The following is a 13981-nucleotide window of genomic DNA, read 5'->3' on the forward strand; positions in this document are numbered from 1 at the left end:
GCCGCGGCGGCACCGAGCGCGCGGCAGGCGAGGGGGCGACAGCGTGGTCAGCGGTGGCATCGAACTGGTGGTGATCGGCGCGGACGGCGGCCCCGACCGCGCCCACGCGGGCTCCGCACGCGCCGCCGACGGCGCTCGGGCGCTGGCCGACGCACTCCCCGGCCGCACCTTCGACGCCGGCACCCGGGGCAGCACCGTCAGCCGGCCGCCCGCCGACGCCGACGCCAACGCGCTGCTCACCGCCGTCCGGCAGGCCGGCCAGCGGCCCGCCCGCTGGCTGGTGGTCTGCCTGCTCGGCCAGCTGGTCGCCGACCCGCGCGGGCGCCGGCTCGCCCTGGTCACCGCCGGGTCCACCCCCGACAACGCCTACCGGCGCGGGCTGGCCTGGGACTGGGTGACCAGCGCGATGGTGCACGGCGCGCAGGAGGAGACCCTGCTGATCGTCGACGCGGTGGCCGACCGGGACGCCTGGGCGGCCCTGCAACGCGAGGACGGCGCGGGCGAGTTGCTCGGCCACTCCCGGGTGCCGTTGTGGGGCCGGGTGGGCCGGTGGAGCGGCGGTCGGCGCGGCCGGGACGCCGTCCTGCCGGGCGCCGAGGGCTCGTTCAGCTGGGCGCTCGGCCGGGTGCTGGAGCACGGCGTGCCCGGGGCCCCCGCCGCGGTCGGCCCGGTGGAGCTCCAGCCCGCCGTGGAGGGACAGTTGGGCTGGGGCGAACCGACCGCCGCGGGCGAGGCGAGATTGCTGGTTCCGCGTGACGGGGGGCGACTCCTGATGCGCAATCGGGCCGCCGTGAGAGGAGCGTTGGCCGGATTGCCGCTTTCCGATGGACTCTTGGCGGTTCTGTGGCGAGAAAACGCCCCATCCGATCCGCCTTCCGCGTAAGGTCAGGACGCCCCGGGTGTTGCCGTGTCGGGGTGGGGTGGCGAAGAATCGACCACCGAGCACACAGGGGACGGCAGACGACATCCGCGCCCGGATCCGTCCGGCCGCGGCAAGGTGGGGCTTATGCGGCAGCACGGAATTCCGTTGCGCCCTGGGGCGGTTGGGATCAGCGGGCTGGTGCTGGCATTCCTGCTGACGGGTTGCGGCAGTGGCGGCGCGGGTTCCGCCGACCGCCTCGGCACACCCTCGGCGAACCTGCCCACCGCCGCCGCCACCGGCTCCGCCGCCCCGGCCCCGAGCGGTACCCCGGTGCCCTCCGAGGGGCTGGAGGGCGCCGCCGGACAGGCCGCCCTGACGACCTATCAGTCCTGGTGGGACGCCCAGGCCGACACCTTCGGGCGATCGGATTCGGACGGAACCGTGCTGCGGCTCTACGCCACCGGAACGGCCCTCGGCGACACCCTCGCCACCCTCGACCAACTGCACCGCGCGAAACTGGTGTTGATCGGTAAACCCCGAACCTCACCGGTGCTCAAAGGACTTGATCTGCAGGCGAATCCGGCCACCGCGACGATCACGGACTGCCTCGACGTCACCGAGTGGCACCAGGCGGACGCCGCCACCAAGCAGATCAAGGATCCGCAACAGCGGCTGTCGCGCTATGCGGCCACCGCCGTGCTGCGGAAATCCGGAAACCGCTGGCTGATCGTCGACTTCACCCGTGAGGTGGCAAAGGCATGCTGAACTCCGCTTGGCGAGTCGCCATTTGTGTACTGACCGGAATCGGACTGTCGGTCGCCGCGCTGCCCGCCGCGAACGCGGACGGCGGCGGCGACGTCGACATCCACCCCTGCGCCTCCGACGACATCTGCGTCGGAGTCCACGACCCCGGCACCCCCGGCAGCACCAGCACCCCGGGCGGCGGCGGTGGCGGTGGCGGCGACCAGAGCTGCTCCTGGAACGGCATCCCGTACGCCTGCTGGGACGACGACCTCGGCTGGTTCTCCTCCAGCGACGGCTGCTACTACCAGACCGCCTTCCCGCAGCCGGACGCCACCGACCCCGCCTGGAACGGCCACAGCTCCGCCGACGGCGCCGTCTACGACGTCAACTGCCGCGGCGCGGACGGCCAGCTGAGCACCAAGCCGCAGACCTTCCTGGCCCAGGCGCCCGGCGCGGCCCCGGCCGAGACCCCCGGCAGCCTGGCCCGCAGCATCTTCGCCGACATGGTCCCGGACACGCCGCACCTGCACGCCGCGCCGCAGGGCAACGCGGTGGTCGGCTCCGCGGTATGGCTCTGGTACGACCGCAGCACCAAGGCCTCCGGCCCCTGGCCCAACACCGTCAAGGGCCAGCGCTTCACCGTCACCGTGACCTTCACCCTGGACCACGTGACCTGGAACGCCGGCGACGGCAGCCCGGCGTTCGCCTGCAAGGACCCCGGCACCCCGTACGACAAGGACGCCCCGGCCGGGGCGCAGTCCACCTGCTCGCACACCTTCGCCAAGAGCTCCGCGGGCAAGCCCGACAAGGCCTTCACCGTCACCGCCTCCCCGACCTGGCGGGTCACCGCCCACCGGACCGACCTGCCGGGCGTCCAGATCTTCAACTTCCTGTACACCCCCGCCACCATCAGCGGCACGATGCAGCTGCCGGTCGCCGAGGTCCAGGCCCTGAACTGAGCCCCCGACAGCCGGCCGCCAGGCCGGAGCAGTTGACGTTCCGTTGCGGATGAAAGGCCCGGAGACCGGTGGAGACCCGAAACATGCCGACGCAGAGCAGCCCGGCCGGCGCGGGGTACCCCGCCGAGGCGGCGGCGCGGCCCGCGCCGCACACCCCGCCGCGCCGACTCGGCGCCCGCCGCCGCCGGCCCGCCGTGCTCGCCATGGCGGTCGCGCTGATCGCCGCCGGCGGCCTCGGCGGCGCCGTGCTGTACAACAGCAGCGGCCAGCGGATCGCCGTCCTCGCGCTCGCCCGCGACGTGCCGATGGGTCAGAACCTGACCGCAGACGACCTGGTGGTCGCGCACATCGCCGGCGACCCCGCGCTGCGCCCGCTGGACGCCCGCGACCTGCAGCGCACCGTCGGCCTGCGCGCCACCACCGACCTCAAGCGCGGCGCCCTGCTGGTCAAGGCCGACCTGACCAGCGACCCGGCGGCGCAGCCCGGCCAGCAGACCGTCGGCATCTCCGCCAAGCGCTCCCAGCTCCCCGCCACCCGGCTCCAGCCCGGCCTGCAGATCCTGGTGGTCAACACCACCGACCAGAAGAACGACGGCACCGCCCGCACCCCCGAGACGCTCAGCGCCGTGGTCACCGCCGTCGGCCGCGCCGACACCGACGGCACCACCGTCATCGACGTGTCGATCGGCCCCACCGACGGCCCCAAGCTCGCCTCCTGGGTGGCCGGCGGCAAGTTCCAGGTGATCCTGGCGCCGCGCACCGGCGGGGGCTCCTGATGGCCGTGGTGGCCGTCCTCGGCGGACCCGGCGCCCCCGGGGCCACCAGCAGCGCCCTCGCCCTGCTGCTCGCCTGGCCGCTGCAGCCCGGCCGCCGGGTGCTGCTGGTCGAGTGCGACCCGGACGGCGGCGCGGTGCTGGCCGGCGCGCTCGAAGGCCGGGTCGAGGCGGTGTACGGACTGCGCAACCTCGCCGTCGCCGACCGCCGCGGCCTGCTCGCCCAGACCCTGTGGGAGCAACTGCTCGACGTCTCCCCGCAGGGCACCGGCGAGCGGCTGCTGCTGCCCGGGCTCACCGACCCCACCCAGGCCCCCGGCCTCGCCTACACCTGGGAGCCGCTGGTGGAGACGCTGCACGGCCTGGAGGCGCAGGGCTACGACGTCATCCTCGACCTCGGCCGCTCCGGTGCCGCCGGCCCGATGGCGGTGCTGGCCCGCCGCGCCGACGTGGTCGCCGCCACCGTCCGCACCACCCTGCGCGGGCTGTCCGCCGCCCGGCCGCGGCTGGCCGCCCTGCGCGAGGACCTGAACGCCAACGGAACCGGCGCCGACGGCCTCGGACTGCTGCTGGTCGCCGAAGGCCCCTACCCCGACGGCGAGGTGGCGCGGCAGTTCCAGCTGCCCGCGCTCGGCGTACTGGCCTACGCGCCGCGCACCGCCCGGGTGCTCTCCGACGGTGGCGACACCGCCGACCGGCGGTTCATCCGCTCCGAGCTGATGCGCACCGCCCGCACCGCCGCCGACCGGATCCAGCAGCTGATCGCCGCCCGGCGCCGCCGGCTCGCCCCGCAGGCCGCTCCGCAGGCCGCTCCGCAGGCCGCTCCGCAGGCCGCTCCGCAACTCGCCCCGCAGGCACCGTCGTTCACCCCCGGGCCGGTGATCGCACCGCAGCCGGTGCCGCCGCAGCCCGTGCCGCCGCAGATCCAACAGCCGGTCGGTTACGGACAGTTCACGAATGGCCAGTTCGCGGGCGCAGGAGGGCAGTTCACGAACGGTCAGTTCAACGGCGCGGGAGGTCAGTTCACGGGGGAGTGGCCGGTGCGGGCGGAGGCCCCGCCGGCGATCTCGTACGCGGCGCCGCACATCGCCCCGCCCGCCGTACCGCAGCCGCCCGCGCCCGCGCCGTTCCCCGGCCAGGACGACGGCGACGGCTGGGGGGAGGTCCGCCATGCGCGCTAGCCCGTACCAGGGTTCCACCGACGCCGCGGGCCTGCCCTGGGCGAAGCCCCCGCAGCCCGGCGTGCCCCAGCCCGGCTTCCCGCAGTCCGGCGTGCCCCAGGCCGTGGCGCCGCAGCCCGCCGCGCCGCAGGCGCTCGCGTTGCAGCCGGTGGGCGTCAAGCCGGCCGTCGACCCGCAGGTGGCGCGGGAGTTGAAGCGGCAGGTGGCGGCCGAGCTGCACCAGCAGCTGTCCCGGCTGGCGGAGTCCGGCACCGAGGCGGACCGGGCCACCCGGCGCCAGCGCGGCCGGGCGCTGATCGAGGAGGCGGTGGCCCGCTGGTCCGACGCCCACGCGCAGACCCACGGCATCCCGCCCACCCGGGAGCAGGACCGGGCGCTCGCCGAGGCCGTCTACGACCTGCTGTTCCGGGCCGGCCGGCTGCAGCCGTACCTGGACGACCCGGAGATCGAGAACATCCTGATCAACGGCTGCGACGACGTCTGGATCTCGCGGGTGCACCAACCCCTGCGCCAGGTCCCGCCGGTGGCCGACTCGGACGCCGAACTGGTCGAGCTGCTGCAGGACCTGGCACGGCAGCACGGCGGCGGCGAGCGCACCCTGTCCACGGCCAGCCCGATGCTGGCGCTGCGCCTTGAGGGCGGCATGCGCCTGCAGGCGATGACCGAGGTCACGCCCCGCCCGTACGTCGCGATCCGCCGCCACCGGGTGGCCAGCGCCACCCTCCGCGACCTGATCCAACTCGGCACCGTGGACAGCACCCTGGCCGCGTTCCTGGCCGCCGCGATCCGGGCCCGGAAGAACGTGATGATCACCGGCACGCAGGGCGTCGGCAAGACCAGCCTGCTGCGCGCGATGGCCGCCGAGATCCCGCCGGACGAGCGGGTCGGCACCCTGGAGTCCGAGTTCGAGCTGTGGCTGCACACCCTCGGCCACCTGCGGCAGGTCGTCCCGATGGAGGCCCGCGAGGGCAACGGCGAACGCGTCGACGGCCGCATGGCCGGCGAGTTGACGATCGGTGAGCTGATCCCGGCGGCGCTGCGCATGACGCTGTCGCGGATCATCGTCGGCGAGGTCCGCTCCGGCGAGGTGGTGCCGATGCTGCGGGTGATGACCAACGGCGAGGGCGGCTCGATGTGCACCCTGCACGCCCGCGGCCCGCACATGGTGGTCGACCGGATCGCCGAACTCTGCCTGGAGTACGGCGCGCACATGACCGACAGCCTGGCCTACCGGCTGACCGCCAACGCCGTCGACTTCATCGTGCACGTCACGATGATCGACGAGACCGCGGTCGGCGGCCGCCGGCACCGCTTCGTGTCGCACGTGCTGGAGGTGACCGGCCTCGGCGAGTCCGGCCGGCCCGCGATGAACACCGTCTTCGGGCCGCGTCCCGAACTCGGCGAGGTCCGGGCCGTCCCGGTCACCCCGCCGCACTGCCTGGACGACCTGCGCCGGGCCGGCTTCGACGCCGGCCTGCTCGGCTCCCCGTACGGGAGTTGGGGCGCTCCGCTCGCGCTGCGGATCGGGGGGATGCACTGATGCTGCTGTACGTGCTGTGCGGACTGCTGCTGGCCTGCGGCCTGGTCGCCCTGGCGGTGGGCCTGGTCGGCCGCCGCGAGGGCGAGGAGGAGCGGGACAACCCGCTGGAGTCCCGGCTGCACACGCTCTGGTACGGCGCGCCCGGGACCGCCTCGCCCGGCATGGCCCGGCTGCGCCGGATCCAGGTCGCGCTGGCCCTGATCGGCGCGCCGGTGGGCTGGCTGGGCACCGGCATCCCGCTGGCCGCGGTGCTGGTCCCGCTCGCGGTCTTCGGCCTGCCGTGGCTGTTCGACGCCACCCGCTCCGACACCCGGCGGATCGAACGGCTGGAGGCGCTCGCCGAGTGGACCCAGCGCCTCGCCGACGTGCTGCTGCTCGGCGTCGGCCTCAACCAGGCCATCCTGACCAGCCGTCGGACCGCCCCGGCCGCACTGGAGGGCGAGATCGCCGACCTGGCCGCCCGGCTGCAGGCCCGCTGGCGGCCGGAGGACGCGCTGCGGGCCTTCGGCGACCAGATCGCCGACGCCACCGCCGACAAGGTGCTCGCCGCGCTGCTGCTGCGGGCCGGCGACAGCGGCCCGGGCCTGGCCCGGGCGCTCGCCGACATGGCCGACTCGGTGCGCGAGGAGGTCCGGCAGCGCCGCGCCATCGAGGCCGACCGGGCCAAGCACCGGGCCACCATCCGCTGGCTGGTCGGCATCATCGTGCTGGTGATCGTCGCCGGTGCGTTCAACTCCGGCTACACCCGGCCCTATTCGACGCTCGCGGGCCAACTGGTGCTGGCCGGCGTCGCGGTGGCCTTCGTGCTGGTGATCGCCTGGATGCGCTCGATGGCCCGGCACACCCCGCTGCCGCGGATCCTGGAGCCGGACCGCCGTTCCAAGGCCGGCCGCCCGGCCGAACACCCCGCCGAGCCGGACACGTCGGAGCCCGAATCGCTCGTGAAGGAAGCGCGGTGAACCCACAGTGATCTCTCCCTGGGCCGTCCTGGCCGGCGGCGCCGCAGCCGGCGGCCTCGCCCTGCTGTTCGCCGAACTCCGCCCCGCCCCGCCCGAGTTGGGCCGAGCGCTGGACCGCCTGCACCGCACCCCGGACCAGCACCGGGACGCCGGCGTCGAAGCCGGGCTGCCCTGGTACGACCGGATCGGCGAACGCTCGCTGCGGCTGCCCGGCGTACGCCTCCCGCGGCGCGAACTCGCCCTGATCGGCCGCACCCCGGCCCGGTTCATGGCGCACAAGGTGCTGTTCGCCGTGCTCGGCCTCGCGCTGCCCGGCTACCTCGCCGCGTTCGCCGCGCTGCTCGGCGAGTCCCTGCCGATCGCCGTCCCGCTGGTGGTCGGACCGCTGCTGGCCGCGCTGCTCTGGCTGGTCCCCGACGCCATCGTCGGCGGCGAGGCCAAGGAGGCCCGTACCGAGTACCTGCACGGCATCGCCGCCTACCTGGAGCTCGTCGCGCTGGAACGCGCCGCCGACTGCGGCCCCGCCGAGGCGCTGCGCCGGGCCGCCTCGGTCGGCCGCGGCACCGTGTTCCGGCGGCTGCGCGACGCGCTGGAGCGCGCCGCCACCGACCGGCTCCCGCCGTGGGACGGACTCGACGCGCTGGCCGAGGAGTTGGGCCTCACCCCGCTGCAGGACGTGGCCGACATCATGCGGCTCTCCGGCACCGACGGCGCCGCCGTGTACGACACCCTGCGGGCCCGCGCAAAGAGCCTGCGCGGCGAGCTGCTCGCCGAGGAGCTCTCCAAGGCCAACACCGACAGCGAGCGGATGGTCGCGCCCGGCTCCGCCCTCACCCTGCTGATGACCGTCCTCATCGTCTTCCCCGCGCTGTACCAGATGCTCCAAGTCACCTGACAGCACACACCGTTCGACCCCGCCCCCTTCCACGCCCCTGGAGACCACACCATGGCACGCATCCGCGCACTGGCGGCAGCCGTCCTGCTGCCACTCCTCCTGCCCCTCCAACTCGCCCAGCCGATCCTCAAGTTCCGCTTCGCCCGGCTGCGCGCGGCGCGCGCCGGCGGCGACCGCGGCGCGATCAGCATCGAACTCGCCCTGGCCGTCATCGTGGTGGTCGCCATCGCCGGCGCGATCATCGTGCTGATCAAGGGTCTGGCCAGCAACGTCGAGAGCAAGATCCCGGGCGACGTCCCGGCGGCGAACAACACGTGACCCGCAGCCCGCGCCGGCCCGTCCCCGCCCGCCGCCTGACGACCCGTCGACTCCGCCCGCTCCTCCGCAAGCCGGGGGCGCCGACGGACGGGGGAGTGATGACCCTGAGCCTGGCCATCGTCTTCCCCACCGTGCTGTCCGTGATCTTCCTCGTGGTGCAGGCCGGACTCTGGTGGTACGCCGACCAGGCCGCGCTGACCGCCGCACGGGAGGGCGTGGACGCCGGACGGGTCTACGGCGCAGGGGCGGACGACGGGCCGGCGCGGGCGAAGGACTTCACCGACCGGCTGGGCGACCTGGCCCGGCTGGAGTCGGTGGTGCCCGGCGGCGACGCCGACACCTACCGGCTCTCGGTCACCGTCCACCCGGCCGCCGTACTGCCGTACTTCGACCGGCTGACCCTCACGCAGACGGTCAGCGCGCCCCGGGAGAAGTTCAACCCGCAGGGGCGCCCGTGACCGCCCGTCACCCGGTCCGGATGCCCCGGACCCGCCGCCACGACCGCACCGGCCGACCCGATCGCGCCGAGCGCGGCTCGCTCGCCATCGAGGCGGCCGTCGTGGTGCCCGTGGTACTGGCCTTCGTGCTGATGGCGGTCGCCGCCGGGCGGATCCAGACCACGGGCGCGGTGGTCGACGCCGCCGCCCGCTCCGCGGCCCGCGCCGCCTCGCTGGCCCGCACCCCCGAGGGCGCCCAGCAGGCCGCCGCGACGGCCGCGGCCGGCGTGCTGGACTCCCGCGAGGTGCACTGCGCCGCCGAACCGGTCGGCCCGCCCGAGTACGGCACCCTGGACGCCCCCGGCGGGCAGCTGGTCACCGTCACCGTCACGGTCTCCTGCACGGTTCCGCTCAGCGATCTGCTGCATCTCGGCGGCGCTCCGGGGCACAAGACACTCACCGGACGATTCACCTCGGTGGTGGACCGCTACCGGGGGAACTGAAGGACAATCAGAGGACCCTGGGGGGAGGAAACGTGATGAGACCACTGCGAGCGGCCCGCACGCCCGCGGCCGAACGCGACCGGGGCACCATCTCCGTGATGGTCGCCGCGCTCGCCGTCAGCCTGGTCGTGCTGGTCGGCCTGGTGCTCGACTTCGGCGGCCGGCTGCGCGCCATCGAACGCGCCGACGCGCTGGCCCAGGAGGCCGCCCGGGTCGGCGGCCAGCAACTGGACGTCAAGAAGCTGCGCGACGGCGCCGGCTACCAGCTCGACCAGGCGACCGCCGACGCCGCCGCCCGCGCCTACCTGGCCGGCCGCGGCGGCAGCGTCGAGATCACCTTCCCCGACCCGCAGACCATCAGCGTCACCCTGGACACCGACTACTCGACCGCGCTGCTCAGCGTGGTCCGCCTCACCACCCTCCCCGTGCACGGCCATGGCAAGGCCACCCTGGTGCACGGCATCACGGAAGGATCGACCGGCTGATGGCCGCGCGCGGAGCCGACGACCAGCACCGCAAGGGCCGCCAGGGGCGGCGACCGGGCACCACCGGCACCGGCGGACGCCCCGCCCCGGTGGCCGCCGCCCGCACCGGACGCCGCCGACGGCGGGCCGGCGGCTCGGTGCTCGCCGCACTGGGGTCCCTGCTGGTGCTGCTGGTCCTGCTGCTCGGGGTGCCCGCGCTGCTCGGCTACGGCACCCTCGCCGTGGCCGGCATGGGCGACCCCGTCGGCGGCAGCGTCACCGACGCACTCACCAGCCCCGACGACGGCCGGCTGTTCCTGTGGGCGCTGGTCGCGGTCGGCTGGCTGGCCTGGCTGTGCTTCCTGCTGGCCGTGCTGATCGAGATCCCCGCCCAGCTGCGCGGCCGGGTGGCCCGCCGGATCCCCGCCTTCGGCTGGAGCCAGCGCCTCGCGGCCGGCCTGGTCGGCTCGGTGATCGTGCTGCTCCCGGTGGCCGGCTCGGCCTTCGCCGCCACCCCCGAACTGCCGCAACGCGCCCCAGCCGTCGCCCAGTTGACCGCGGCCCCGGCGATCGCCGCGCTCCCCGCCGCGGCGCCGGCCGCCGCCCCCGCCGCGGACCCGCAGCAGCCGGTCTACACCGTCCGCGACACCCGGCCCGCCGACAGCCTGTGGTCCATCGCCGAACGCCAACTCGGCTCCGGCGAACGCTGGACGGAGATCGCCAAGCTCAACGACGGCCGCCCGATGGACGATTCGGGCACCCGGTTCGACGCCGACCGCCCGATCCAGCCCGGTTGGCGGCTGCTGATGCCGGCCGACGCCAAGCCCGACGCCGCCGCGGCGAGTTCCCCGCAGACCGGCAACGCCGCCCCGGCCCCCGCCGCCGCGCCCGCGCACGGCAGCGTCACCGTCAAGCCCGGCGACAGCCTCTCCGGCATCGCCCAGCGGGAACTCGGCGACGGCGACCGGTGGCCGGAGTTCTTCGCGGCCAACAAGGGCGTGACCGCCCCCGACGGCGAGAAGCTCACCGACCCCGACGTGCTCGCCCCCGGCACGGTGCTCACCGTGCCCGGCACCGCCCCGGCCCCGGCCCCGCAGCCGCCCGCCGAGCAGACCCCCGCCCCGCAGCCGCCCGCCGAGCCCGCCCCGGCGGCGTCCGCACCGGCCACACCCGAGCCGTCCGCGCCCGCCGCGTCCGCACCGGCGGCCTCCGCACCGGCCGTGGAGAGCCCCGCCCCCGCCGCCTCCCCGGCACCCGAGTCGGTGCCCGCCGGTGCGCCCGCGCAGAACCTGCCCGCCGTCCGCACCGGCGACTCCGCGCCCGGCCCGGACTACACCGTCCCGCTGGTCGCCTCCGGCATCGGCGTGCTGATGGCCGCCGCGCTGATCGGCGTGGTCGCCCGCCGCCGCACCGACCAGCAGCGGGCCCGCCGCCCGCGGCACCGGATCGCCCTGCCGTCCGCCGCCGCCGGCCGCTTCGAGGCCGAGCTGAAGGCCCGTCAGAACACCGACGGCCTGGAACTGCTGAACCGCGCGCTGCGCACCCTGGGCCGCAACACCGTGCGCGGCGGCAAGCGGCTGCCCGCCCTGGTCGCCGCCCGGATCACCACCGGCGGCACCGTCGAACTGCACCTCGCCGCACCCGCCGTCCCGATCGCCCCGTTCCGCGCCGCGCACGCCCCCAACGTCTGGTGGTGCCCCGAGGACGCGAACGACCTGCTCTCCGTCGGCCAGGCCGCCAAGTACGCCGCGCCCTACCCCGCGCTGGTCACCCTCGGCAGCACCCCCGACGGCTCCACCGTCCTCGCCGACCTGGAGACGGTCCGGCTGGTCCACCTCTCCGGGCACCCCGAGGACACCGAGGACGTGCTGCGCACCCTCGCCGTGGAACTCGCCCACAGCCCGCTCGCCGACCGGCTCCACCTGCACCTGGTCGGCTTCGCCCCGGACCTGCCCGCCGGCGGTCCCGCCACCGACCGGGTCCACCACCACACCACGCTGGAGGCCGCGCTCACCGCGCTCGGCCCGCGCACCGCCAAGGCCCGCGCCACCCTGGTCGCCGCCGAGGCCGGCAGTCCCCGCGAGGCCCGCAGCCGGGGCAGCGCCGACGAGGCCTGGGTGCCCGAGATCGTGCTCTCCGCGCAGCCGCCCGCCGGGAACATCCCCGCCGAGCTCGGCCGCCTGCTCGACGGCCGCCCCCGCACCTGCCTGGCCGTGCTGACCCGCGCCCCCGAACGCGGCGCAGGCCCGGTCGCCCGCTGGACCCTGCCCGCGACCGGTCCCGCCACCCTCCCCGGCCTGCACCTGACCGTCGAACTCCAGCGGCTCAGCCGCGAGGAGTACGACCACCTCGGTGAACTGGTCCGTGCCTCCGGCGACTTCACCCAGCACCCGGCGCCCGACTGGACCCTCGACGGCCCGCACAACGGACCCGACGACGAAGCCGAACTCCCGCTCCCCGTCCCGGCGCTGGCCGCGGTCGGCGCCGCGATCGGGGCCAGCGCCGGGGACCTCCCCCCGGCGACCGCCGCCGCGCTCGGCGTCGCCCTCGACGACCCCACGCCCAGCTCCCTCGACACCCGCGTCATCGCCCTGCTCGGCGCGGCGGCCGCCGCCTCGACGGCCCCGCTGCTGCCCGAGCCGCCGACCAGCACGGGCCGTCGGCCGTCCCCCACCGACAGCGGACCGGGCACCCAGTCGGCCACGCCCGGCGGCGACGAGGCCGGCCCCCGGCTGCTGGCCCGCGTCATCCCCACCGGCAACAGCCCGTTCGCGGGCACCGCGCCCACCAACCCGTACGCGGTCCTGCCGGTCGTCCCGGCCCAGCCGACCGCCCCGCACACCTTCCCGACCCAGCCCCCCACCAACCCGTACGCCCTCCCGCCGGGCGCCACACCGCCACCGGCTGCGCCCGCCGCACCCGAGCCGTCTGAGGGCGCTGCCCACCCGTCCCGGCACATCGCCAACGGGCAGGCCCGCAAGGCCACCACCCCGCCCGGCGGCACCCCGGTCGACCCCCGGTCGGCCGACGTTCCGTCAGAGGCGTTCGACGGGGCCACGGGCGGCGCGGAGCGCCCGGCCGCCGACGCCCCGTTCGATCCGCTGACCGATCCGCTCGACCCGCGCCTGCTCGGCTACCCGGCTGCTGACACACCGTCGGAGCCGCCCGCCCTCCCGCCGGTCGAGGCCACCGCCCCGGCCGACCCGTTCGCCGCAGGGCCGGCCGCTGAGGCTCCGGCAGTGCCGTTCCCCGCCGCACCGGCTCCCGCCCCGGTCGACCCGTTCGCCGCCGCGCCGACACCTGACGCTCCGTCGGTTCCGCTCGCCGCGCCGGCCGATCCCCGCGTCGCGGGCTTCCCGGCTGCGGTCCCGGCGGTCGCGCCCGCCGTCGCGGAGCCGCTGCCGACCCACGACCAGGCCCAGGTGCCGCATCCGCACGCGGCCAACGTGCCGGCCCGGCCCGCGCCGCGACCCGGGACGGCGCCCGCCCGCAGCGACAGCGACGACCTGCTGGCGATCCTGCGCTCGCCCGAGGCGCACCACCTGCGCTCCGCGCCGCGGATCCGGTTGCTCGGTCCGGTGGACATCCTGGGCGCGGCCGGTACCGCCGACGCGGCGGGCCGGGCCCGGCTGACCGAGCTGGCCGCGTACCTGGCGCTGCGCCCGGGCACCGAGCACACCACGCTCGACCGGGACATCCACCCGGGCGCCGCGCACCTCGACCCGCGGGCCACCGCGGAGCGCCTCGCCGAGCCGCTCCCGGTCAAACTCGCCGCCCTGGCCGCCTGGTTGGGCAGCTCGACCGAGGGGCGCGCGTTCCTGGAGGCGCAGCCCGCCGAGACGTACTCCTTCGCGCCGGCGGTCAGTTGCGACTGGGACGAGTTCCGCAGCCTGTACCGGCGCGGCATGCGCTCCACCTCCAGCACCGCCGACGCCGCCCTGGCGCACGCCCTCGCGCTGGTCCGCGGCGCCCCGTTCGCCGAGGCCCCGGCCGGGGCGTTCGGCTGGGCGGAGACCGAACGGCAGGACATGCTGGCCGCGATCGTCGACACCGCCCACGAACTCGCCGCCCGCCGCCTGCAGTACGGCGACCACCGCACCGCCGAGGCCGCGATCTTCCGCGCCCTCGCGGTCGCCCCGGACGTCGAACTCCTGCACCGCGACCTGTTCTACGCGTACGCCTCGGCCGGCGCCCGCGACCAGCTCGTCCGCGCCGTCAACCGCCTCGACGCCCTCAGCCGCCGCACCGGCCGCGACCTCGACCCGGACACCGTCGCCCTGCTCCGCGACCTGCTCACGGGAGGCTGACCGATGCCGCGGGTCCGGAAATCCGGGAGCGAATTCGAC

At 76.0% G+C, this 13981-nt stretch carries 13 protein-coding genes; all 13 read left to right on the plus strand.

What is annotated here, in order from left to right; genetic code table 11:
- The first annotated feature begins 43 nt into the window (after positions 1-43).
- The 13 genes from AB0K51_RS00175 to AB0K51_RS00235 all read left to right on the plus strand — a co-directional run bounded on the left by AB0K51_RS00175 (position 44) and on the right by AB0K51_RS00235 (position 13942).
- The gene (locus AB0K51_RS00175; protein ID WP_363448730.1) at positions 44-883 is read left to right on the plus strand and encodes a hypothetical protein; all 840 of its coding nucleotides are present in this window, start codon (positions 44-46) and stop codon (positions 881-883) included.
- A 123-nt stretch (positions 884-1006) separates the two neighbouring features.
- Positions 1007-1627 (plus strand): hypothetical protein, encoded by a 621-nt coding sequence (locus AB0K51_RS00180; RefSeq protein WP_363448732.1) that lies wholly within the window; start codon positions 1007-1009, stop codon positions 1625-1627.
- Positions 1621-2565 (plus strand): hypothetical protein, encoded by a 945-nt coding sequence (locus AB0K51_RS00185; protein ID WP_363448734.1) that lies wholly within the window; start codon positions 1621-1623, stop codon positions 2563-2565. The genes AB0K51_RS00180 and AB0K51_RS00185 overlap by 7 nt, the downstream gene beginning before the upstream one ends.
- A gap of 83 nt (positions 2566-2648) precedes the next feature.
- Positions 2649-3341, plus strand: coding sequence for an SAF domain-containing protein (locus tag AB0K51_RS00190; protein ID WP_363448736.1), 693 nt, complete (start codon positions 2649-2651; stop codon positions 3339-3341).
- Complete coding sequence (locus AB0K51_RS00195) at positions 3341-4519, plus strand: hypothetical protein (RefSeq protein ID WP_363448738.1); 1179 nt, start codon at positions 3341-3343, stop codon at positions 4517-4519. The genes AB0K51_RS00190 and AB0K51_RS00195 overlap by 1 nt, the downstream gene beginning before the upstream one ends.
- Positions 4509-6059 (plus strand): CpaF/VirB11 family protein, encoded by a 1551-nt coding sequence (locus AB0K51_RS00200; RefSeq protein ID WP_363448740.1) that lies wholly within the window; start codon positions 4509-4511, stop codon positions 6057-6059. Before AB0K51_RS00195 ends, AB0K51_RS00200 begins: the two co-directional genes overlap by 11 nt.
- Positions 6059-7018: a type II secretion system F family protein gene (locus AB0K51_RS00205; protein ID WP_363448742.1), complete on the plus strand. Its 960-nt coding sequence runs from the start codon at positions 6059-6061 to the stop codon at positions 7016-7018. The genes AB0K51_RS00200 and AB0K51_RS00205 overlap by 1 nt, the downstream gene beginning before the upstream one ends.
- Positions 7019-7025: 7 nt before the next feature.
- Positions 7026-7913 carry a hypothetical protein gene (locus tag AB0K51_RS00210; protein WP_363448744.1) on the plus strand — a complete coding sequence of 296 codons (888 nt, stop codon included), beginning with the start codon at positions 7026-7028 and terminating at the stop codon, positions 7911-7913.
- Between the two features lie 51 nt (positions 7914-7964).
- Positions 7965-8231, plus strand: a complete 267-nt coding sequence (locus tag AB0K51_RS00215; RefSeq protein WP_363448746.1) for a hypothetical protein — start codon at positions 7965-7967, stop codon at positions 8229-8231.
- Between the two features lie 98 nt (positions 8232-8329).
- Positions 8330-8689, plus strand: a complete 360-nt coding sequence (locus tag AB0K51_RS00220; RefSeq protein WP_363448748.1) for a TadE family protein — start codon at positions 8330-8332, stop codon at positions 8687-8689.
- Positions 8686-9171, plus strand: coding sequence for a TadE/TadG family type IV pilus assembly protein (locus AB0K51_RS00225; RefSeq protein WP_363448750.1), 486 nt, complete (start codon positions 8686-8688; stop codon positions 9169-9171). The genes AB0K51_RS00220 and AB0K51_RS00225 overlap by 4 nt, the downstream gene beginning before the upstream one ends.
- A gap of 35 nt (positions 9172-9206) precedes the next feature.
- Positions 9207-9656, plus strand: a complete 450-nt coding sequence (locus AB0K51_RS00230) for a hypothetical protein (protein ID WP_363448752.1) — start codon at positions 9207-9209, stop codon at positions 9654-9656.
- A complete protein-coding gene (locus AB0K51_RS00235; RefSeq protein WP_363448754.1) occupies positions 9656-13942 on the plus strand; it encodes a LysM peptidoglycan-binding domain-containing protein in 4287 nt (1428 codons plus the stop codon). Before AB0K51_RS00230 ends, AB0K51_RS00235 begins: the two co-directional genes overlap by 1 nt.
- Positions 13943-13981 lie beyond the last annotated feature (39 nt).

It is taken from the genome of Kitasatospora sp. NPDC049285 (assembly GCF_040678815.1).
In the GTDB taxonomy this organism is placed as follows: domain Bacteria; phylum Actinomycetota; class Actinomycetes; order Streptomycetales; family Streptomycetaceae; genus Kitasatospora.

Excerpts from the sequence above, each read along its gene's own strand:
- AB0K51_RS00180 (WP_363448732.1), top strand. The coding sequence starts at position 1,007 with ATGCGGCAGCACGGAATTCCGTTGCGCCCTGGGGCGGTTGGGATCAGC.
- AB0K51_RS00185 (WP_363448734.1), top strand. The coding sequence starts at position 1,621 with ATGCTGAACTCCGCTTGGCGAGTCGCCATTTGTGTACTGACCGGAATC.
- AB0K51_RS00190 (WP_363448736.1), top strand. The coding sequence starts at position 2,649 with ATGCCGACGCAGAGCAGCCCGGCCGGCGCGGGGTACCCCGCCGAGGCG.
- AB0K51_RS00195 (WP_363448738.1), top strand. The coding sequence starts at position 3,341 with ATGGCCGTGGTGGCCGTCCTCGGCGGACCCGGCGCCCCCGGGGCCACC.
- AB0K51_RS00200 (WP_363448740.1), top strand. The coding sequence starts at position 4,509 with ATGCGCGCTAGCCCGTACCAGGGTTCCACCGACGCCGCGGGCCTGCCC.
- AB0K51_RS00205 (WP_363448742.1), top strand. The coding sequence starts at position 6,059 with ATGCTGCTGTACGTGCTGTGCGGACTGCTGCTGGCCTGCGGCCTGGTC.
- AB0K51_RS00215 (WP_363448746.1), top strand. The coding sequence starts at position 7,965 with ATGGCACGCATCCGCGCACTGGCGGCAGCCGTCCTGCTGCCACTCCTC.
- AB0K51_RS00220 (WP_363448748.1), top strand. The coding sequence starts at position 8,330 with ATGACCCTGAGCCTGGCCATCGTCTTCCCCACCGTGCTGTCCGTGATC.
- AB0K51_RS00230 (WP_363448752.1), top strand. The coding sequence starts at position 9,207 with ATGAGACCACTGCGAGCGGCCCGCACGCCCGCGGCCGAACGCGACCGG.
- AB0K51_RS00235 (WP_363448754.1), top strand. The coding sequence starts at position 9,656 with ATGGCCGCGCGCGGAGCCGACGACCAGCACCGCAAGGGCCGCCAGGGG.